This window comes from Bacillus sp. CCNWLW194, assembly GCF_037120585.1.
Classification (GTDB): domain Bacteria; phylum Bacillota; class Bacilli; order Bacillales; family Bacillaceae_G; genus Bacillus_A; species Bacillus_A basilensis.
Window position 1 is genome coordinate 20,135 of the sequence record NZ_JBBBBL010000001.1, and the last position, 19,031, is coordinate 39,165.

At 36.5% G+C, this 19,031-nt stretch carries 22 protein-coding genes; 19 read left to right on the forward strand and 3 right to left on the reverse strand.

Annotated elements, in window-relative coordinates:
- Positions 1–9: 9 nt before the first annotated feature.
- The 8 genes from V7S50_RS00110 to V7S50_RS00145 all read left to right on the forward strand — a co-directional run bounded on the left by V7S50_RS00110 (position 10) and on the right by V7S50_RS00145 (position 5,146).
- The gene (locus V7S50_RS00110; protein ID WP_063222906.1) at positions 10–522 is read left to right on the forward strand and encodes a YqeG family HAD IIIA-type phosphatase; all 513 of its coding nucleotides are present in this window, start codon (positions 10–12) and stop codon (positions 520–522) included.
- Positions 523–525: 3 nt separating this feature from the next.
- Entirely contained in the window at positions 526–1,632 is a 1,107-nt protein-coding gene (gene yqeH / locus V7S50_RS00115) for a ribosome biogenesis GTPase YqeH (RefSeq protein ID WP_060632327.1), read from the forward strand.
- A gap of 15 nt (positions 1,633–1,647) precedes the next feature.
- The gene (aroE, locus tag V7S50_RS00120) at positions 1,648–2,481 is read left to right on the forward strand and encodes a shikimate dehydrogenase (protein WP_242252280.1); all 834 of its coding nucleotides are present in this window, start codon (positions 1,648–1,650) and stop codon (positions 2,479–2,481) included.
- 5 nt (positions 2,482–2,486) lie between these two features.
- On the forward strand, positions 2,487–2,780 hold the full coding sequence (gene yhbY, locus V7S50_RS00125) for a ribosome assembly RNA-binding protein YhbY (protein WP_000955224.1): 294 nt from the start codon (positions 2,487–2,489) through the stop codon (positions 2,778–2,780).
- Positions 2,781–2,918: 138 nt separating this feature from the next.
- Complete coding sequence (nadD, locus tag V7S50_RS00130) at positions 2,919–3,485, forward strand: nicotinate-nucleotide adenylyltransferase (protein ID WP_242252278.1); 567 nt, start codon at positions 2,919–2,921, stop codon at positions 3,483–3,485.
- Positions 3,478–4,047: a bis(5'-nucleosyl)-tetraphosphatase (symmetrical) YqeK gene (yqeK, locus tag V7S50_RS00135; RefSeq protein WP_242252277.1), complete on the forward strand. Its 570-nt coding sequence runs from the start codon at positions 3,478–3,480 to the stop codon at positions 4,045–4,047. Before nadD ends, yqeK begins: the two co-directional genes overlap by 8 nt.
- Positions 4,044–4,400 carry a ribosome silencing factor gene (gene rsfS / locus V7S50_RS00140; RefSeq protein WP_063222910.1) on the forward strand — a complete coding sequence of 119 codons (357 nt, stop codon included), beginning with the start codon at positions 4,044–4,046 and terminating at the stop codon, positions 4,398–4,400. The genes yqeK and rsfS overlap by 4 nt, the downstream gene beginning before the upstream one ends.
- Positions 4,397–5,146, forward strand: coding sequence for a class I SAM-dependent DNA methyltransferase (locus tag V7S50_RS00145; RefSeq protein ID WP_063222911.1), 750 nt, complete (start codon positions 4,397–4,399; stop codon positions 5,144–5,146). The genes rsfS and V7S50_RS00145 overlap by 4 nt, the downstream gene beginning before the upstream one ends.
- A gap of 322 nt (positions 5,147–5,468) precedes the next feature.
- Here V7S50_RS00145 and comER read toward each other — a convergent pair whose 3' ends face one another.
- On the reverse strand, positions 5,469–6,296 hold the full coding sequence (gene comER, locus V7S50_RS00150) for a late competence protein ComER (RefSeq protein WP_242252276.1): 828 nt from the start codon (positions 6,294–6,296) through the stop codon (positions 5,469–5,471).
- A gap of 77 nt (positions 6,297–6,373) precedes the next feature.
- Here comER and comEA point away from each other — a divergent pair, with 77 nt between their 5' ends.
- The 3 genes from comEA to V7S50_RS00165 all read left to right on the forward strand — a co-directional run bounded on the left by comEA (position 6,374) and on the right by V7S50_RS00165 (position 9,930).
- Positions 6,374–6,973, forward strand: coding sequence for a competence protein ComEA (gene comEA / locus V7S50_RS00155; RefSeq protein WP_242252275.1), 600 nt, complete (start codon positions 6,374–6,376; stop codon positions 6,971–6,973).
- 63 nt (positions 6,974–7,036) lie between these two features.
- Positions 7,037–7,594 carry a ComE operon protein 2 gene (locus tag V7S50_RS00160; protein ID WP_063222914.1) on the forward strand — a complete coding sequence of 186 codons (558 nt, stop codon included), beginning with the start codon at positions 7,037–7,039 and terminating at the stop codon, positions 7,592–7,594.
- Between the two features lie 14 nt (positions 7,595–7,608).
- A complete protein-coding gene (locus tag V7S50_RS00165) occupies positions 7,609–9,930 on the forward strand; it encodes a DNA internalization-related competence protein ComEC/Rec2 (protein ID WP_242252274.1) in 2,322 nt (773 codons plus the stop codon).
- Positions 9,931–9,958: 28 nt separating this feature from the next.
- Here V7S50_RS00165 and V7S50_RS00170 read toward each other — a convergent pair whose 3' ends face one another.
- On the reverse strand, positions 9,959–10,093 hold the full coding sequence (locus V7S50_RS00170; RefSeq protein ID WP_000997609.1) for a YqzM family protein: 135 nt from the start codon (positions 10,091–10,093) through the stop codon (positions 9,959–9,961).
- Positions 10,094–10,439: 346 nt separating this feature from the next.
- Between V7S50_RS00170 and holA the strand changes: the two genes are divergently transcribed.
- Positions 10,440–11,453, forward strand: a complete 1,014-nt coding sequence (gene holA, locus V7S50_RS00175; RefSeq protein ID WP_063222916.1) for a DNA polymerase III subunit delta — start codon at positions 10,440–10,442, stop codon at positions 11,451–11,453.
- Between the two features lie 86 nt (positions 11,454–11,539).
- On the opposite strand, the gene rpsT is transcribed toward holA, so the two are convergent.
- The gene (gene rpsT / locus V7S50_RS00180) at positions 11,540–11,797 is read right to left on the reverse strand and encodes a 30S ribosomal protein S20 (protein ID WP_060632317.1); all 258 of its coding nucleotides are present in this window, start codon (positions 11,795–11,797) and stop codon (positions 11,540–11,542) included.
- Between the two features lie 180 nt (positions 11,798–11,977).
- Here rpsT and gpr point away from each other — a divergent pair, with 180 nt between their 5' ends.
- The 7 genes from gpr (at position 11,978) to grpE (ending at position 19,010) form a co-directional block, all read left to right on the forward strand.
- Positions 11,978–13,081 carry a GPR endopeptidase gene (gpr, locus tag V7S50_RS00185; protein WP_063222917.1) on the forward strand — a complete coding sequence of 368 codons (1,104 nt, stop codon included), beginning with the start codon at positions 11,978–11,980 and terminating at the stop codon, positions 13,079–13,081.
- Positions 13,078–13,443: a YqxA family protein gene (locus V7S50_RS00190; protein ID WP_242252273.1), complete on the forward strand. Its 366-nt coding sequence runs from the start codon at positions 13,078–13,080 to the stop codon at positions 13,441–13,443. The genes gpr and V7S50_RS00190 overlap by 4 nt, the downstream gene beginning before the upstream one ends.
- Positions 13,444–13,653: 210 nt before the next feature.
- The gene (gene lepA, locus V7S50_RS00195; protein WP_060632314.1) at positions 13,654–15,477 is read left to right on the forward strand and encodes an elongation factor 4; all 1,824 of its coding nucleotides are present in this window, start codon (positions 13,654–13,656) and stop codon (positions 15,475–15,477) included.
- Between the two features lie 136 nt (positions 15,478–15,613).
- Entirely contained in the window at positions 15,614–15,988 is a 375-nt protein-coding gene (locus tag V7S50_RS00200; RefSeq protein ID WP_060632313.1) for a winged helix-turn-helix transcriptional regulator, read from the forward strand.
- Positions 15,989–16,039: 51 nt separating this feature from the next.
- On the forward strand, positions 16,040–17,179 hold the full coding sequence (gene hemW / locus V7S50_RS00205; RefSeq protein ID WP_242252272.1) for a radical SAM family heme chaperone HemW: 1,140 nt from the start codon (positions 16,040–16,042) through the stop codon (positions 17,177–17,179).
- A gap of 133 nt (positions 17,180–17,312) precedes the next feature.
- Complete coding sequence (gene hrcA, locus V7S50_RS00210; RefSeq protein ID WP_060632311.1) at positions 17,313–18,329, forward strand: heat-inducible transcriptional repressor HrcA; 1,017 nt, start codon at positions 17,313–17,315, stop codon at positions 18,327–18,329.
- Positions 18,330–18,443: 114 nt separating this feature from the next.
- Positions 18,444–19,010, forward strand: coding sequence for a nucleotide exchange factor GrpE (gene grpE / locus V7S50_RS00215; RefSeq protein WP_063222920.1), 567 nt, complete (start codon positions 18,444–18,446; stop codon positions 19,008–19,010).
- Positions 19,011–19,031 lie beyond the last annotated feature (21 nt).

Below are 19,031 nucleotides of genomic sequence, written 5' to 3' on the forward strand. Positions count from 1 at the left end.
TGAAAGAAATTGAAGCTATTTTTACCAAATGAATATGTGAAGAATGTATATCATGTTCAACCAGAAGATTTGAAAAAACGTGGAATTAAAGGCGTTATTACTGATTTAGATAACACTTTAATTGAATGGGATCGTCCAAATGCAACGCCGCAACTTGAAGAGTGGTTTTTGAAAATGAAAGAGCTAGGCATTCAAGTAACGGTCGTTTCAAATAATAATGAGCAACGAGTAAAAGACTTTGCTGATCCATTAGGTATCCCATTTATTCATAGTGCGCGTAAACCATTTGTTCGTGCATTTAAGCGTGCGATGCAAGAGATGCACCTGCAACCAGATGAAGTTGTAGTAATTGGGGATCAGTTACTAACAGATGTTCTAGGTGGAAACCGAGTGGGACTTCATACGATTTTAGTTGTACCGGTAGCACAAACGGACGGATTAGTAACGCGCTTTAATCGAAAAATTGAACGAAGAATTATGAAAAACATGAAGAAAAAAGGTTTAATTAACTGGGAGGAATAGAGTTTGACTGAAACAATTAAATGTATTGGTTGCGGTGTAGAAATTCAAACAGAAGATAAAAATGAAGTAGGATATGCTCCGGCCTCATCTTTAGAGAAAGAACAAGTAATTTGTCAACGCTGTTTTCGTTTAAAGCATTATAACGAAATTCAAGATGTATCATTAACAGATGATGATTTCCTACGTATTTTAAATGGAATTGGAAATTCGGATGCGTTAGTAGTTAAGATTGTAGATATTTTTGATTTTAATGGTAGCTGGTTACCTGGCTTACATCGTTTCGTCGGAAATAATAAGGTATTACTTGTTGGGAATAAAGCGGATTTAATTCCTAAGTCAGTAAAACATGATAAAGTAAAGCATTGGATGCGTTATAGTGCAAAGCAGCTAGGATTAAAGCCAGAAGATGTCTTTTTAATTAGTGCAGCGAAGGGACAAGGGATTGCTGAGCTGGCAGATGCTATTGAGTATTACCGCGGCGGAAAAGATGTTTACGTTGTTGGATGTACGAATGTAGGAAAATCAACATTTATTAATCGTATGATTAAAGAATTTAGTGATGAGACTGAAAATGTAATTACAACATCCCATTTCCCAGGAACAACGCTTGATTTAATTGATATTCCATTAGATGAAGAATCGTCTTTATATGATACGCCAGGTATTATTAACCACCATCAAATGGCTCATTATGTTGGAAAAGAAAGCTTAAAGCTTATTACACCAACAAAAGAAATTAAGCCGATGGTGTTCCAATTAAATGAAGAACAAACATTGTTCTTTAGTGGACTGGCACGTTTTGATTATGTAAGTGGTGGTCGTCGTGCATTTACTTGTCACTTCTCGAATCGTTTAACAATCCATCGTACAAAGCTTGAGAAAGCAGATGAATTGTATAAAAATCATGCTGGGGATTTACTAAGCCCACCAACACCAGAAGAATTAGCAAATATGCCAGAGCTAGTGAAATACGAGTTTAATATTCGTGAACCAAAAACGGATGTTGTATTCTCTGGATTAGGATGGGTTACTGTGAACGAACCAGGAGCAAAAATTGTTGCACACGTACCAAAAGGAGTAAGTGTTTCATTACGTAAATCTTTAATTTAATATGGAGAGGGATTTATGAAACAATTATATGGTGTAATCGGAAATCCAATTGGACATTCACTATCACCCGTTATGCATAACGATGCATTTGAACACTTGAATATGGATGCCCATTATCAGGCATTTCTTGTTAAAGAGGAAGTGCTAGGGGAAGCAGTAAGAGGTTTAAAAGCATTAGGTATTTCAGGATTTAATGTAACAACTCCGCACAAAGTTGCTATTATGGATTATTTGGATGAGACTGACCCGCTAGCAAAACAAATTGGTGCAGTAAATACAGTGGTTCATAAGGATGGAAAATTGATTGGCTACAATACAGATGGAATTGGTTTTGTCCGAGCACTGCAGTCAATTAGTAGTGAACCACTTCAAGAGAAACGTATTTTATTGATTGGCGCAGGTGGTGCTAGTCGAGCTATTTATTTTTCTCTTGCTGATGTAGGTGTAAAAGAGATTGATGTAGCTAATCGTACAGTAGATAAGGTGAAAGAACTTATTGCTGCATGTACGACTACTGTTCATTCTGTGGCTTTATCGTTAGAAAAAGCCACAGAAGAACAAGGAAATTATGATATTATCATTCAGACGACAACAATAGGTATGCATCCACGCGTTGAACATACGCCATTACAAATTTCTTCGTTAAAAAAAGGAACGATTGTATCAGATATAATCTATAATCCATTTGAAACGAAAATTTTATGTGAGGCAAAAGAGCAAGGTGCAGTGATTCAAAATGGTATTGATATGTTTGTTTATCAAGGGGCGCTTGCATTTGAAATGTGGACAGGGCGTGTACCGAATATCGATAGAATGAAACAATTAGTTATAAGAAAGCTTGGAGGCTAACATATATGTTAACAGGAAAACAAAAAAGATTTTTACGTGCACAAGCACATCATTTAACACCAATTTTTCAAGTAGGAAAAGGTGGAGTAAATGAAAATATGATTAAACAAATCGCAGATACTTTAGAAGCTCGTGAGTTATTTAAAGTAAGTGTGCTACAAAACTGTGAATTCGATCGTCGTGAAGTTGCAGAAGAACTTGCAAAAGGCGCACGTGCTGAAATCGTTCAAGTAATTGGAAGTACAATCGTTTTATACAAAGAATCTAGAGAAAATAAGCAAATTAAGCTTCCTCGATAAAAAGACAAGCATATGCTATTTTTATCGCTAGTGCGTAATGATGTAGAGAGCGAAACCAATTGAACTTTTATTAACAGTAAACTCTCTTCGAATAGAAATGAAGAGAGTTGCTGTACGTAAAAGGAAGGGGCGTTTCTTTTGAGAAAAATTGGCATCATTGGCGGTACATTTGATCCGCCACATTATGGGCACTTGCTCATTGCAAATGAAGTATATCACGCTTTGAATTTAGAAGAAGTATGGTTCTTACCGAACCAAATTCCGCCGCATAAACAAGGGCGGAATATTACAAGTGTAGAAAGTCGCTTACAAATGTTAGAGCTTGCGACTGAGGCAGAGGAACATTTTTCTATTTGTTTAGAAGAGCTAAGCAGGAAAGGCCCATCTTATACGTATGACACTATGCTACAATTGACGAAGAAGCACCCGGATGTGCAGTTTCACTTTATTATTGGTGGAGATATGGTTGAGTATTTACCGAAGTGGTATAACATTGAGGTGTTACTTGATCTTGTAACGTTTGTTGGAGTCGCAAGACCTGGTTATACATTGCATACACCTTATCCTATCACCACTGTGGAAATTCCGGAGTTTGCAGTTTCTTCATCTTTATTACGTGAGAGATATAAAGAGAAGAAAACATGCAAATATTTACTTCCTGAAAAAGTACAGGTATATATCGAGAGGAATGGGTTGTATGAATAGTGAGAAAGCACTTCATATTGTCAAACAACAAATGCATGAAAAACGTTATATACACACAATTGGTGTAATGGAGACAGCAATTGAACTTGCTAAGTTATACGGTGTGGATGAAAAAAAAGCTGAAGTTGCAGCTATATTCCATGATTATGCGAAGTGTAGAGCGATTTCAGAAATGGAAGAGATCATTAAAAGTGAAGATTTGCCGAAAGATTTACTTTGTTATAACAAAGAGTTATGGCATGCACCTGTTGGGGCATACTTAGTAGAAAAAGAAGTAGGCATTACGGATCCTGAAATCCTGCAAGCTATTACATATCATACAAGTGGTCATGAGAAAATGACGATGTTAGATAAAGTAATTTATGTAGCAGATTACATTGAGCCTGGTCGGAAGTTTCCAGGAGTGGAGGAAGCTCGTAAACTCGCATATGCGGATATAAATCAAGCTTTATTATTTGCATTAAAGAGAACAATTCAATTTTTAATGGAAAAAAATCAAACGATTTATCCATTAACATTCCAAACATACAACGCAGTTATCAAGGAGGAAATGAGTAAATGAAAGATAAAGATTTATTAGTATTAGCGGCAAAAGCAGCTGATGATAAGAGAGCAGAAGATATGGTTGTCCTAAATATGCAAGGTATTTCACCAATTGCAGATTATTTCATTATTTGTCACGGTAACTCAGATAAGCAAGTGCAAGCAATTGCGCGTGAAATTAAAGCGAAAGCACACGAGTTCCAAATCGACGTACAACGTATGGAAGGTTTTGACGAAGCACGTTGGGTATTAGTTGACCTTGGAGATGTAGTTGCTCATGTATTCCATAAAGATGAGCGTAATCACTATAATTTAGAGCGTCTATGGGGCGATGTGCCACGTGAAGATATTACAGACGAGCTAGACCAATGAAATACGAACAATTTGCATTGTTGTACGACGAATTAATGAATGATGTCCCTTATGAGAAATGGGTAGAATTCACAGAGGAAAGTTTACAGCAAGCGGATATGAAAGAGGCAAAGATTCTTGATGTAGCATGCGGTACTGGTAATGTAACACTTCCACTTGTACAAAAGGGTTACGATTTAATCGGTGTCGATCTTTCAGAAGAAATGTTAACAGTCGCTCAGCAAAAACTAGGCGGAGAAGGATATTTTATTCCTTTTTACCAACAAGACATGCGAGAACTTGATGTTCCAGGTGAGTTTGACTGTGTAACGATCTTTTGTGATTCATTAAATTATGTATTGCAAGAAGATGGAGTGCAAGAAACGTTTAGAAGAGTGTTTCACCATTTACGTCAAGATGGTTTGTTTTTATTTGATGTACATTCTTTATATAAAATACATCATGTATTTCAAAATGAAACATACACAGTGAATGGAGAGGAAATCTCTCTTATTTGGAATTGCTTCCCTGGTGAAGAATCAAATAGTGTAGAACATGATTTAACATTCTTTGTTCAAGATCCAGAAGAAGATGTGTACCATCGTTTTGATGAATGTCACGTGCAACGTGCATATCCGGTTGAAGAGTTAACGAAATGGCTTGAAGAGGCTGGTTTTACAGTACTTCGCGTAACTGGTGATTTTGAGCGACTTGAAGTTACAGAACAAACAGAGCGTATTTTCTTCATGGCGAAGAAAAACGGATAAAGTGAAACTTTAATCAGCGGGGGGCTTCACCCTCCGCTGATTATTAGTTGAACCAATCGGGCTTTTACGGGCAGTTGATCCCTCACTGAACTTCTTTGCTTTCGCTGAGTTTTGAGGTGGGGATCTTACTGGCCGGCAAATAGCGGGATAAAACAAAAGCAACCGAGAAGGTTGCTTTTGTTTTGTAAAGAAGCTGTAATTTTAGTTCTAGAATAATAAGAAGATGGTATACGTGAAGTGTGAAAATGCTAGTTTAAGTGAAAATATAATGTAAAAAAGTAAGTATTGATAAAAAGGATTTGGAATGACGATGACGTATTTATTATGTGTGCTTATTGAATTGCTGATCAACGCATTTTAAATCCTCATCAAATTTCTCGTGTGTCCGCTCGATTAATTTATGAAACATATCCCCAACATGTTCTTCTAAAACACGAATACCTTCTCCTGTAACGCCGCCTTTAACACATACTTTTTCTTGTAAAGTAGGCAATGTGAAAATCCCTTTTTCAAGTAGTTTCCCCATTCCAACGACCATTTCACTTACTAAAGTAGTGGCTTCTTCATGTGTAATATTTGTTTTATCTACAGCAGCGTTAATGAAACATTGTAATAAATAACTAAAGAATGCAGGACCACAGCTTGCTATATCAGATGAAACGCGCGTTATATCTTCTTCTATTACAAGGGGAGTAGAAATTTTTTTGAATAGGCGAAATAGTTTTTGTTGCCACTCTTCAGAGCAGTGATTTCCAAATGTAAATAGTGATGCGCCAGACAGAGCGCGGTTTGTAATACTCGGAATAATACGTGCGACGTGGCAAGGTACAAGTGTCTCTAATTGTGATGGAGATATTGGACTTGTGATAGAAACTAAGCACTTTTCATCAGAAAAATGTTCAGCGTATTTTTGTAGGATCGGGTATATATCTATCGGCTTTACGCAAATAAAAATAAGATGTGATCGTTCGATTACTTCATCAATAGTTTTGGCTATATGAACAGAAGGGTATTTTTCCTTTATATGATATGCTTTGGCTGGCGTTCGATTAATAATTGTAAGGCACGAAGGTTTGACAGCACGGGTTTCTAAAAATGCATCGATTAGTATATTCCCCATGTTCCCTGTCCCTATAATTCCTATGTTCAATGTTTCATCCCTCCTTCGTAACAGCTTTCTCCTAAACAATATGAATGATGTTATAAATTTATGATTAGAGGTGTAAAATGATGTGGGATTTTCCAAAGAAATGGTTAGGATTAGTAGCTATTATTGGAATTGTACTTTTTCTTCTTTTCTGGAAAACGAACCAGCATACAGAGCGATCGGTCATTACAACGGATGTGCAAGCGAAAGAGATAGAGAAAAAAAGTAAACCGAAAATATCGGATACAAAGCAGCAGAAAAAAATAATTATAATTGATATGAAAGGGGCTGTTGTTAAAGAGGGAGTGTATGAAATGAAAGAAGGGGACCGGGTCAAGGATGCTATTGAAAAGGCAGGTGGTTTTTTGCCCGAGGCAGATAGGAAAAAGGTAAATTTAGCGCAAATGGTACAAGACCAAATGATCCTTTATGTGCCGGATAAAAACGAACAAGTGCAAGAAGGGGCTGCTGTTTCAAAGGGGGAGGGGAAAGTTCAAATAAATGTAGCTTCTAAAGAACAACTTGAAAAAATTACAGGTATCGGTTCTAGGAAAGCAGAAAGTATTTTGAAATATCGTGAGGAACATGGTCCGTTTCAGAAAATAGAAGATTTATTAGAGATTGATGGGATTGGTGTGAAGTCTCTGGAAAAAATAAAAGATCAAATTATTATTCCGTAAAAGATTGACGAAGTTTTTCTTCATTCGCTACACTACAAGTAGACAAAAAAGTAGGTGAAAAATATGGAACGAATTTCATGGGATCAATATTTTATGACACAAAGCCATTTACTATCTCTACGTAGTACATGTACAAGGCTTGCGGTAGGAGCGACAATTGTTCGTGATAAACGAATTATTGCTGGTGGATATAATGGTTCAATTAAAGGTGGTGTACATTGTATAGATGATGGATGCTACGTTATTGATAATCATTGTGTTCGTACAATTCATGCGGAAATGAATGCTTTATTACAATGCGCAAAGTTTGGTGCGAAAACGGAGGACGCGGAAATTTACGTTACGCATTTCCCTTGTTTACAATGCTGTAAGGCAATTATTCAAAGTGGTATTACAGCAGTTTATTATGCACAGGATTATAAAAATCATCCGTATGCCGTAGAGTTATTTGAAAAAGCGAATGTGACAGTGAAGCATGTTCCGCTAGAATATGATATTGCAGCGTTAGAGGATCAAAAGCGTCATATGGAGTTAAAAGAACTATTTGCATCTTTAGAAAAAGAGAACTTATCAATGGAAGAATTACAACATGTATTCACGAAAGCAAAAATGATGCTATAAGGAGTGAGTATGAGTTGCATGGACAATGGGGCTATGTTGCAATCTCATTTATAATAGGGATTGCAATCGCCTTTTCCTCTTCGGTTGCACTACTGATGTGTTGTTTCGTTTTTTATGTTTTCTTTTGTTTATATCGTACTTCGCGTAAAACCTTCTTTTTTTGTATGATAGCGTGTTTTAGTGGCGCTATGTACACTACGTATGTTCAAGGACAAAATAAGCCTCTAGGAGATCCCTACGGACTTACAAGAGGAGTAATACAAAACACACCTCTTATTAACGGAGATCGCTTATCATTTCAAGTTGAAGATCAGAATAAAAATATAGTGCAGTTAAGTTACAAAATTAAATCAGCCTTGGAAAAGAAACAACTGCGACAATTACATGCAGGAGTATCATGTATATTCGAAGGTGAGAGGAAAGAACCGCAAGTAGCCCGTAATTTTCATGGTTTTAATTACCGTGATTATTTGTATAGGCAAAATATTCATTTCACATTTGATGCTACATATATTTCTGAATGCCATAAAACATCATTGTCACTCGTGCAACGGATTCTTCTTTTGAGGCAGCAAGCAATCTCGGGAGTTACAGAAATGTTTCCAGAGCAATCAGGTGCTTTTATGAATGCGTTAGTATTTGGTGATAGACTACAAATGACATTTGAAGTTGAAGAGCGATATCAACAATTTGGTCTTGTACATTTGTTGGCAATTTCAGGGTCGCATATCGTATTGTTAATGGTAATTGTGTATTTTATTTTGCTAAGAAGTGGTGTGACGAGGGAGATAGCAACATTATGTCTTATCTTCTTTATTCCTATATATATGATTTTTGCAGGAGCATCACCGTCTGTTATAAGAGCTTCTATAACAGGAGTTTTGATGTTGAGTGCTTTCATATGTTCTCTTCGTTTGTCTAGCTTCGATGCTTTAAGTGTAACGGCTATATGTATGCTTATATATGATCCATATCTTATTTATAATATTGGGTTTCAATTTTCTTTTGTTGGTAGTTTTGCTTTACTTTTGTCTGCCCCGCTTTTACTAGAGAGTAGTAATGGAGTGATCCGAAATTCTATTTATATTTCTCTTATTTCACAGCTCGTTAGTACTCCGATTTTGTTATATCACTTCGGTTATTTTTCTCCATATAGTATTTTTCTGAACATCCTATACGTTCCGTTTTTATCCCTCGTTGTATTACCGTGTAGTATTGTTATTTTGGTATGTATACCAATCATTCCATTTCTTGCAAAAGGAATTGCGAATGTACTATCAATAGGTTTGAATCTTTCTAATGATTTTTTAATTTATTGTGAAAGCTTACCATTTATCCGCCTTAATTTCGGGCAAACACCTATACTTCTTGTAGCTCTATATTGTGTGAGTATAGTTAGTATATTGATGGTTTGGGAAAGGCGAATATCGAAGGGGATTATGTTTATAGCTTCGGGTATATTTCTTTTTATTTGTACATGTCATTATGTATATCCGTATTTTCGGGAAAGCGGAAGTGTTACATTTCTTGATGTTGGACAGGGAGATGCAATATTAATTCGCCTCCCGTACGATAAAGAGATTTACCTCATTGATACCGGTGGAACAATTCGTGTAAACAAGGAAGAATGGCAGCGGAAAAAGCATGAATTTTCAGTCGGAAATGATATTTTAATTCCTTATTTACAAAAGGAAGGCATTAAAACGATCGATAAATTAATCGTAACGCATGGAGATGCGGACCATATAGGTGCTGCGGAAGAGTTATTATCAAATATAACCGTAAAAGAAGTTGTATTTGGCCGAAAGCAACAAGATGCAGTATTAGAAACAGTAATAAAGAAACAGGCGTTAGAAAAGGAAGTGAAAATAAGGGAAGTGGGAGAAGGGGAGAGTTGGAGTGTAAATGAAGCGGAATTTTTTGTACTAGCTCCAACGGGAAAAGAAAGAAGTGAAAATAACGCTTCAATTGTAATATGGGCAAAATTAGGAGGGGTAACGTGGCTGTTTACAGGTGATTTAGAAGAAGAAGGAGAGAAGGTTTTAGTAGCTACGTACCCAGATTTACGGGCGGATGTTTTAAAGGTTGCTCATCATGGGAGTAACACGTCGTCTATAGTGCCTTTTCTGAGCGCCGTACAGCCTAATATAGCGATTATTTCTGCCGGTGAGCGTAATAAGTATGGGCACCCTCATAAGGAAGTTATAGAGCGTTTTGAGAAGATGGGGATTGAAATATGGCGCACGGATAAGCAAGGTGCTATTTCCTATATTTTTAAAGGGGAACACGGAACCTTTCATAGCAAAATCACATATGATGAAACACATAATAGATAAAAAGAAGACTGCCAGTAAGCAGCAGTCTTTAAGAACCAATAAATTTAATAACAGTTGCAATGATGAAAAGTGTTGCGAAAAAACCAAATGAGACGATAAATCCTACCCCTGAATCAATAGCGTCATTGCGTTTACTTTGAACGTTTTGTTCAAAATCATTCATTTAGAATCCCTCCCCAACATTCCACTTTAGTATAAAATATTGTCAGAAAAAAATCTACAATTTCCATATGAAGAGAAATCGAGTGTTTTTACTACTTTTAAATCAGGAAGTAACGTGAGTTTTTTGTTTCCAAGCATGTTAACAGTTGGCACTTATACTCGAATTTTTATTGTGAATAATAAAGGGAAGGTGATTACCGCACACCAATAAGAAACCCGGGGCTTATTGCGTGGCGTTTAATATAAATAAAGGGACGGGTTATACAGCCTGTTCCTTTGTACTTGTAAAACAAAAGCTAGGGCATTAGTATAAATATATATTGCCAAGTTAGGGAGTAGGAAAAAGTATGAGTAGTGATATACATAAAAAGATTAAAAAGAAGCAGTTTGCTCCGTTGTATTTACTGTATGGAACGGAAGCGTTTTTTATAAATGAAACGATAAAGCTTATTACAACAGAAGCGCTTGAAGAGGAAGATCGTGAGTTTAATGTTGTGACATATGATTTAGAAGAAGCGTATTTAGAAGATGTGGTTGAGGATGCACGTACACTTCCTTTTTTTGGAGAACGTAAAGTGCTATTAATAAAATCACCACTATTTTTAACTGCACAAAAAGAAAAGTTAGAGCAAAACATAAAGATTTTAGAAGAATATATTGGAGAGCCTTCTCCATTTTCTATTCTTGTTTTTGTTGCGCCTTACGAAAAGCTGGATGAACGAAAAAAAATTACAAAATTATTAAAGAAAACAGCGGATATAGTAGAAGCAAATACGATGCAGGTGCAGGATGTTCAGAAGTGGATTGTTGCTCGTGCAGATGAAGTGCATGTACACATTGATAATGCAGCTGTTAGTTTATTGTTAGAGCTTGTAGGAAGTAATGTAACGATGTTGGCGAAGGAAATGGACAAGTTAACGTTATATGTCGGTATGGGCGGAGAGATTACATCGAAACTTGTTGCCGAGCTTGTGCCAAAATCAGTTGAACAAAATGTGTTTGCTTTAACAGAAAAAGTGGTGAAAAAAGATATCGCGGGTGCGATGCAAATTTTGGATGGATTATTTACGCAGCAAGAGGAACCGATTAAATTGCTTGCGTTATTAGTAAGTCAATTCCGCTTGCTGCATCAAGTGAAAGAGTTACAGCAACGTGGTTATGGACAAAATCAAATTGCTTCTCATATTGGTGTGCATCCATATCGTGTAAAGTTAGCGATGAATCAAACGAAGTTTTTCTCTTTTGAGGAACTAAAGAAAGTGATTATAGAATTAGCGGAAGCTGATTATAGTATGAAGACAGGAAAGATGGATAAGAAGCTTGTACTTGAGTTTTTCTTGATGCGGTTAAATCATATGTGATGTTACAAAAAAAGTTCACGTTACCAAGTAACGTGAACTTTTTTGTATATAAAAAAACGACCCAAATGGATCGTTTTTTAAACGCCTTACGCGTTTACTTGTTTCGCTAAGCGAGATTTTTGACGAGCTGCAGCGTTTTGGTGGATAAGACCTTTACGAGCTGCTTTGTCAAGTTTTTTAGAAGCAGTTTTGAAAGCTTCTTTAGCAGTTTCAAGATCGTTATTAGTAACTAAAGCTTCTACAGTTTTAACAGCAGAACGCATGTCAGACTTGATAGAAGCGTTATGTGCACGACGCTCTTCGCTAAGTTTAGCGCGTTTGATAGCAGATTTGATGTTTGCCATACTTTTCACCTCCCTGGTGCAATCGAATGACTCGATTCTTACATAGAACAAGTGATATTCTATCAAACGGTGAAGAGAATTGCAATAGTATATCAATGAAATTTCACGTAAAGGAAAGAATGACCTTATATAACTTTGGGAAATCTAACGATATTTACTATGAATTACGGAGGAGATACGATGAAAGAACCATTAGATTTAAGTAAATATAGCGTTAGAACTGACCTTGCTGTAGAGGCGCATCAAATGTTACAAGAGCGCCAAGAAGAACAAAATGGAATACAAGGAGTCATTGTAAAAGAGAGGGAAGAAGAAGGTGTTACCATTACAAAAGTAACGATTGATGAAGTTGCGTCTGAATCGATGGGTAAAAAACCTGGAAATTATTTAACGCTTGAAGTACAAGGTATACGTCAACAAGATACGGAACTGCAACAAAAAGTAGAGCGCGTTTTTGCGAAAGAATTTTCTTATTTCCTAGAAGAGGTTGGTGTTACGAAAGAAGCGAGCTGCTTGGTCGTCGGCCTTGGGAATTGGAATGTAACGCCAGATGCACTTGGACCGATAGTGGTAGAAAATGTATTGGTAACGAGACATTTGTTTCAACTGCAGCCTGAAAGTGTAGAAGAAGGGTTTAGACCTGTTAGTGCAATTCGTCCTGGGGTAATGGGGATTACAGGAATTGAAACAAGCGATGTTATTTATGGGATTATTGAGAAGACCAATCCGGACTTTGTCATTGCAATTGATGCGTTAGCTGCCCGTTCTATTGAACGAGTAAATAGTACGATACAAATTTCTGATACAGGAATTCATCCTGGATCTGGTGTTGGGAATAAACGTAAGGAGCTAAGTAAAGAAACATTAGGAATTCCTGTTATTGCTATTGGTGTTCCGACTGTAGTTGATGCCGTTTCGATTACAAGCGATACAATTGATTTTATTTTGAAGCACTTTGGAAGAGAGATGAAAGAGGGACATAAGCCATCAAGATCTTTATTACCTGCGGGATTTTCATTTGGAGAAAAGAAAAAATTAACAGAAGAAGATATGCCGGATGAAAAAAGCCGAAATATGTTTTTAGGTGCTGTAGGTACACTGGAAGATGAAGAGAAGAGAAAATTAATTTATGAAGTGTTATCTCCTCTTGGCCATAATTTAATGGTGACTCCGAAAGAAGTGGATGCTTTCATAGAGGATATGGCAAATGTAATAGCGAGTGGGTTAAATGCAGCGCTGCATCATCAAATTGACCAAGATAATACAGGGGCATACACACATTGATGGGAAGAGATGATAATAGTTTAAGTCACTTTTCACTTTTATGTATATGTAGTACAGCTATATGTTTACTTATGGTGATAGCAGGGGTGTCACTTGCTAATCATGGTTTAAAAAGTATGAAAGGTTATCAGCAAATGTCATATGAACAAATAGCACATATGACAGGAACAGAGGGTGCGGTTGCTGAATTAGAAATTTCGGGAAGTTCGTTTTCGACAATTGAGAAACAAAAACAATTAGAAAGCTTGAGAAGTTTTAATGTTGTAGAAGGAATTGGTATGGCGATAGCAAGTGTTTCTTATGAAGTAACAAAGTTTGGGGTAGATATAGTTGTTGGGAAAGTAAAAGAAATTTTTAGTTAAGAGTCAAACGGAGGACGGTTGTTTTACAGATTTGTAAGACAGCCGTTTTTTAATTTGAAAAAGGTTTGTCTCTTATGGTTTGTTCGCATAAGATATAGATAGAATGATTTGTATCGTAAGCAGCACGAGTTTTCATTGAATCTTTGTTGCTCTATTGATATAATCAGTGCTAGTGTATATTGGCGAGACTATTAGGAGTTGAGAACATAGATGAACAAAGAAGAAAGAGCAAAAAGACAGTCCAAAATTCGTAATTTCTCTATCATTGCTCATATTGACCACGGAAAGTCAACGTTAGCAGACCGTATTTTAGAGAAAACAAACGCGTTAACACAACGTGAAATGAAAGCTCAATTGCTTGACTCTATGGATTTAGAGCGTGAGCGTGGTATTACAATTAAATTAAACGCAGTACAATTAAACTATACAGCAAAAGACGGTGAAGAATATATTCTTCACTTAATTGATACACCAGGACACGTCGACTTTACGTACGAAGTATCACGTAGTTTAGCGGCTTGTGAAGGCGCAATTCTTGTAGTGGATGCAGCACAAGGTATTGAAGCGCAAACATTAGCGAACGTATACTTAGCGCTTGATAATAATTTAGAGATTTTACCGGTTATTAACAAAATTGACTTACCAAGTGCAGACCCGGAGCGTGTACGTCAAGAGGTAGAAGATGTAATTGGTTTAGATGCATCAGAAGCTGTACTTGCTTCAGCAAAAGCTGGGATTGGTATTGAAGAAATTTTAGAACAAATTGTTGAGAAAGTACCAGCACCAACAGGTGATTCAGAAGATCCGTTACAATGTATGATTTTCGACTCTTTATATGATCCGTATCGCGGTGTAATTGCTTATATCCGTGTTGTAAATGGAACGGTAAAAGTTGGCGATAAAGTACGTATGATGGCAACTGGTAAAGAATTTGAAGTAACAGAAGTAGGTGTATTTACACCGAAGACTACGCAACGTGACGAGTTAACAGTAGGTGATGTAGGTTTCTTAGCAGCATCGATTAAAAATGTTGGTGACACACGTGTTGGTGATACGATTACACACGCGAAACGTCCAGCTGCAGAGCCGTTAGCAGGTTATCGTAAATTAAACCCAATGGTATTCTGTGGTTTATATCCGATTGATTCTGCGCGTTACAACGACTTACGTGATGCGTTAGAAAAATTAGAGTTAAATGATTCTGCACTTGAGTTTGAACCAGAAACATCTCAAGCGCTAGGATTTGGTTTCCGCTGTGGTTTCTTAGGACTTCTTCACATGGAAATCATTCAAGAACGTATTGAACGTGAATTTAAGATTGATTTAATTACAACAGCGCCAAGTGTTATTTATAAAGTTTATTTAACAAACGGTGAAGATGTTATTGTTGATAATCCATCTAATATGCCAGATCCACAGTCTATCGATCGTGTAGAAGAGCCGTTTGTGAAGGCTTCAATTATGGTTCCGAATGACTATGTTGGAGCTGTAATGGAAATTTGCCAAGGTAAACGTGGAACGTTTATTGATATGCAATATTTAGATGAAACACGTGTTACATTAACGTATGAAATCCCGTTATCAGAAATCGTATATGATTTCTTCGATCAGTTGAAATCAAATACGAAAGGGTATGCATCATTTGATTACGAGTTAATTGGTTATAAACCATCTAAACTTGTGAAAATGGATATTCTTTTAAATAATGAACAAGTGGATGCTTTATCATTTATCGTACACCGTGATTCAGCGTATGACCGCGGTAAAGTAATCGTAGAAAAATTAAAAGAATTAATTCCAAGACAACAGTTCGAAGTGCCGATTCAGGCGACTATCGGGAACAAAGTTGTAGCGCGTTCTACAATTAAGGCGATGCGTAAAAACGTACTTGCAAAATGTTACGGTGGTGACATTTCTCGTAAGCGTAAACTTCTTGATAAGCAAAAAGAAGGTAAAAAACGTATGAAGTCTGTTGGTTCTGTAGAGGTACCGCAAGAAGCGTTCATGGCTGTACTGAAAATGGATGACAACTAATATTTACTTGTTATATAAAAAAGAAGCCGTTTATACGGCTTCTCTTTTTGTATCATTACTTTTTAGACATCTGAGTATCTCTCAATTACAATAGTGAGAGATGCTTTTTAGTTCATACAGAGTTAGGAGTTTGTTAATGTCCGAAAATATTCGAAAAGATATTCATGAGAAGATACAAAATGGTAATTTTAATTGTGAAAAGGAATTAACCCTTTCTATTATTAGCGGGAAGTGGAAAGTTGTGATACTGTGGCATCTTGGTGTAGAAGGGCCTCATCGTTTTAGTGAATTACAACGATTATTCCCAAACATTTCTCATAAAGTTTTGTCGAACCAATTAAAAGAGTTAATGGAAGATGGGATTGTTGATCGAACAGTATACCCAGAAATTCCTCCACGAGTGGAGTATTATATGACGGAATTAGGCATGTCGCTTTTACCAATCGTTGAAATGATGTATGATTGGGGAAAAATGCGAATGGAACAAATTCGTAATACGTTAGAGAAGTAAAGAACCCTCCCGAGTGCGGAGGTTTTCTTTTTAGAAAGGTAGGAGTTATATTTGGTACAAGCTGCATATATTCATATTCCGTTTTGTCAGCATATTTGTCACTATTGTGATTTTAATAAAGTGTTCATTGAACGCCAACCGGTTGATCAATATTTAGATTATCTAGAGAAAGAAATAATAAACACGGTTCAAAAAGTACCGTTTGATAGTATGAAAACGATTTTTGTTGGTGGGGGAACTCCGACAGCGTTAAATATGGAACAGACAAAAAAGCTACTCGATATTATTAACCGTCGTTTGCGTCCGTTTGCTCCGAATTGTGAATTAACATTTGAAGCGAATCCAGGTGACTTGCCGAAAGAGAAGTTAAACGTATTGCTAGAAGGTGGAGTGAACAGAATTAGTTTTGGTGTGCAAACATTCCGAGATGAACTGCTTGAGAAAATTGGACGCAAACATACAAGGGAAGATGCCTTTGTAGCGATTAGAGAAGCACAGGAAGTGGGCTTCAAAAATATTAATATAGATATTATTTATGCTTTGCCAGGACAAACGATAGAAGACGTAAAGGAAACATTAGATATTGCTTTTACGCTTGGTATACAACATTTCTCGGCATATTCATTAATTGTGGAACCGAAAACAGTGTTTTATAACTTAATGAATAAGGGGAAATTACGTCTTCCAGGTGAAGATCACGAAGCGAAAATGTACGAAATGGTAATGGATGAAATGGAGAAACATGGTTATAAGCAGTATGAAATTAGCAATTTCTCAAAAGGTGATAATGAAAGTAGACATAATCTCACATACTGGAATAATGAAGAGTATTATGGATTTGGAGCTGGGGCTCATAGTTATGTAAATGGAGAGCGTATCCAAAATGTAGGGCCACTGAAGCAATATTTCAATAAGATTGATGAAACAGATTTTCCATATTTAGACGTCCACGCAGTGACGGAGAAAGAAAGAATGGAAGAAGAACTGTTCTTAGGGCTTCGAAAAACAAAAGGTGTATCTAAAATGGCGTTCCAAAAGAAATTTGATATGGAGATGGATCAAGTTTTCGCGAAGCAGTTGCAAAGTAATCAAGAACAAGGGTTGCTTGAAGAGGGAGACGGATACGTGCGTTTAACACGAAAAGGAAAATTATTAGGGAATGAAGTGTTCCAGTCATTTTTGATTGATTAAATAAATGTTCTATAAACGTGAAAAAGTTTCATTATTTCGTGACGTTTCCGTTGACAATTGAATGTCAATTTTGGTAAGTTATTAATAGATTTAGCACTCGAAGACAAAGAGTGCTAACAGAGGTGATGATGAGATGCTTACGGAACGTCAGCTCTTAATTTTACAAACAATTATTGATGACTTTATTGGATCAGCGCAGCCGGTTGGTTCTAGAACGTTGGCTAAAAAAGATGAAATTACATTTAGTTCAGCTACTATTCGAAATGAAATGGCGGACTTAGAAGAATTAGGTTTTATTGAAAAAACGCACAGTTCTTCTGGCCGTGTTCCTTCTGAGAAGGGATACCGATTTTATGTAGACCATCTTTTAGCGCCGCAAAACTTACCGAAAGCTGAAATTGTACAAATTAAAGATTTATTTGCTGAAAGAATTTTTGAAGCGGAAAAAATTGCACAGCAATCGGCTCAAATTCTATCAGAACTTACGAATTATACGGCCATTGTTCTTGGACCGAAGTTAAGCACAAATAAACTTAAAAATGTACAAATTGTGCCGCTTGATCGTCAAACTGCAGTCGCTATTATTGTAACTGATACAGGGCATGTACAAAGTAAAACGATTACCGTTCCGGAATCTGTTGATTTATCAGATTTAGAAAAAATGGTTAATATTTTAAATGAAAAGCTATCGGGTGTACCGATGGAAGAACTGCATAATAAAATCTTTAAGGAGATTGTTACAGTTTTACGTGGGTATGTTCATAATTACGATAGTGCAATAAAAATGTTAGATGGTACATTTCAAGTTCCGTTATCGGAAAAGATATACTTTGGAGGAAAAGCAAATATGCTTTCGCAACCAGAGTTCCATGACATTCACAAAGTAAGATCCTTGCTGACGATGATTGATAATGAAGCTGAGTTTTATGATATTTTGCGTCATAAACAAGTCGGTATTCAAGTGAAAATTGGTAGGGAAAACTCTGCGACAGCCATGGAAGATTGTAGTTTAATTTCTGCAACGTATTCGATTGGAGAAGAGCAGCTTGGAACGATTGCTATTTTAGGTCCGACGAGAATGCAATACTCTCGTGTAATTAGTTTGTTGCAGTTATTTACGAGACAATTTACTGATGGACTTAAAAAGTAAATGAGAGTAATACATTCGCTCAAGTAATGGAATTTTCATTGCTGTGTGTAATATATAATACTTAGGTAATCATGCTATGCATGATACCTAATACCTTTTAAGGAGGTGAATATTGTGGAAGAGCGTAACGAACAAGTGGTAGAAGAAGTAAAAGAAGCGCAAGTTGAAGAAGCTGTCACGCCAGAAAACAGTGAAGAAACTGTAGAAGAAAAAAGTGAGGCTGCTCTTTTACAAGAAAAAGTAGATGAGTTACAAGCGAAACTAACGGAAACGGAAGGTCGCACATTACGTCTACAAGCTGATTTTGAAAATCATAAGCGTCGTGTCCAAATGGATAAACAGGCTGCTGAAAAATATAGAGCGCAAAGTCTAGTTTCAGACATCTTGCCAGCCCTTGATAATTTTGAAAGAGCGATGCAAGTGGAAGCAAGTGATGAGCAAACGAAATCCTTATTACAAGGTATGGAAATGGTGCATCGTCAATTGCTAGAAGCGTTGGCTAAAGAAGGTGTGGAAGTGATTGAAGCTGTTGGTAAACAGTTTGATCCTAATGAACACCAAGCTATTATGCAAGTGGAAGACAGTGAATTTGAATCAAACGCGGTAGTTGAAGAATTCCAAAAAGGTTATAAACTAAAAGACCGTGTGATTCGCCCATCAATGGTAAAAGTAAATCAATAATTTACATAAAAGTAGGAGGAT

Bases quoted from the DNA above. Each gene is read 5' to 3' on its own strand.
- yqeK (WP_242252277.1), top strand. From the start codon at position 3,478: ATGAATAGTGAGAAAGCACTTCATATTGTCAAACAACAAATGCATGAA.
- rsfS (WP_063222910.1), top strand. From the start codon at position 4,044: ATGAAAGATAAAGATTTATTAGTATTAGCGGCAAAAGCAGCTGATGAT.
- V7S50_RS00160 (WP_063222914.1), top strand. From the start codon at position 7,037: ATGGAACGAATTTCATGGGATCAATATTTTATGACACAAAGCCATTTA.
- comEA (WP_242252275.1), top strand. From the start codon at position 6,374: ATGATGTGGGATTTTCCAAAGAAATGGTTAGGATTAGTAGCTATTATT.
- rpsT (WP_060632317.1), bottom strand. From the start codon at position 11,797: ATGGCAAACATCAAATCTGCTATCAAACGCGCTAAACTTAGCGAAGAG.
- V7S50_RS00200 (WP_060632313.1), top strand. From the start codon at position 15,614: ATGTCCGAAAATATTCGAAAAGATATTCATGAGAAGATACAAAATGGT.
- yhbY (WP_000955224.1), top strand. From the start codon at position 2,487: ATGTTAACAGGAAAACAAAAAAGATTTTTACGTGCACAAGCACATCAT.
- lepA (WP_060632314.1), top strand. From the start codon at position 13,654: ATGAACAAAGAAGAAAGAGCAAAAAGACAGTCCAAAATTCGTAATTTC.
- aroE (WP_242252280.1), top strand. From the start codon at position 1,648: ATGAAACAATTATATGGTGTAATCGGAAATCCAATTGGACATTCACTA.
- V7S50_RS00170 (WP_000997609.1), bottom strand. From the start codon at position 10,093: ATGAATGATTTTGAACAAAACGTTCAAAGTAAACGCAATGACGCTATT.
- holA (WP_063222916.1), top strand. From the start codon at position 10,440: ATGAGTAGTGATATACATAAAAAGATTAAAAAGAAGCAGTTTGCTCCG.
- V7S50_RS00145 (WP_063222911.1), top strand. From the start codon at position 4,397: ATGAAATACGAACAATTTGCATTGTTGTACGACGAATTAATGAATGAT.
- hrcA (WP_060632311.1), top strand. From the start codon at position 17,313: ATGCTTACGGAACGTCAGCTCTTAATTTTACAAACAATTATTGATGAC.
- gpr (WP_063222917.1), top strand. From the start codon at position 11,978: ATGAAAGAACCATTAGATTTAAGTAAATATAGCGTTAGAACTGACCTT.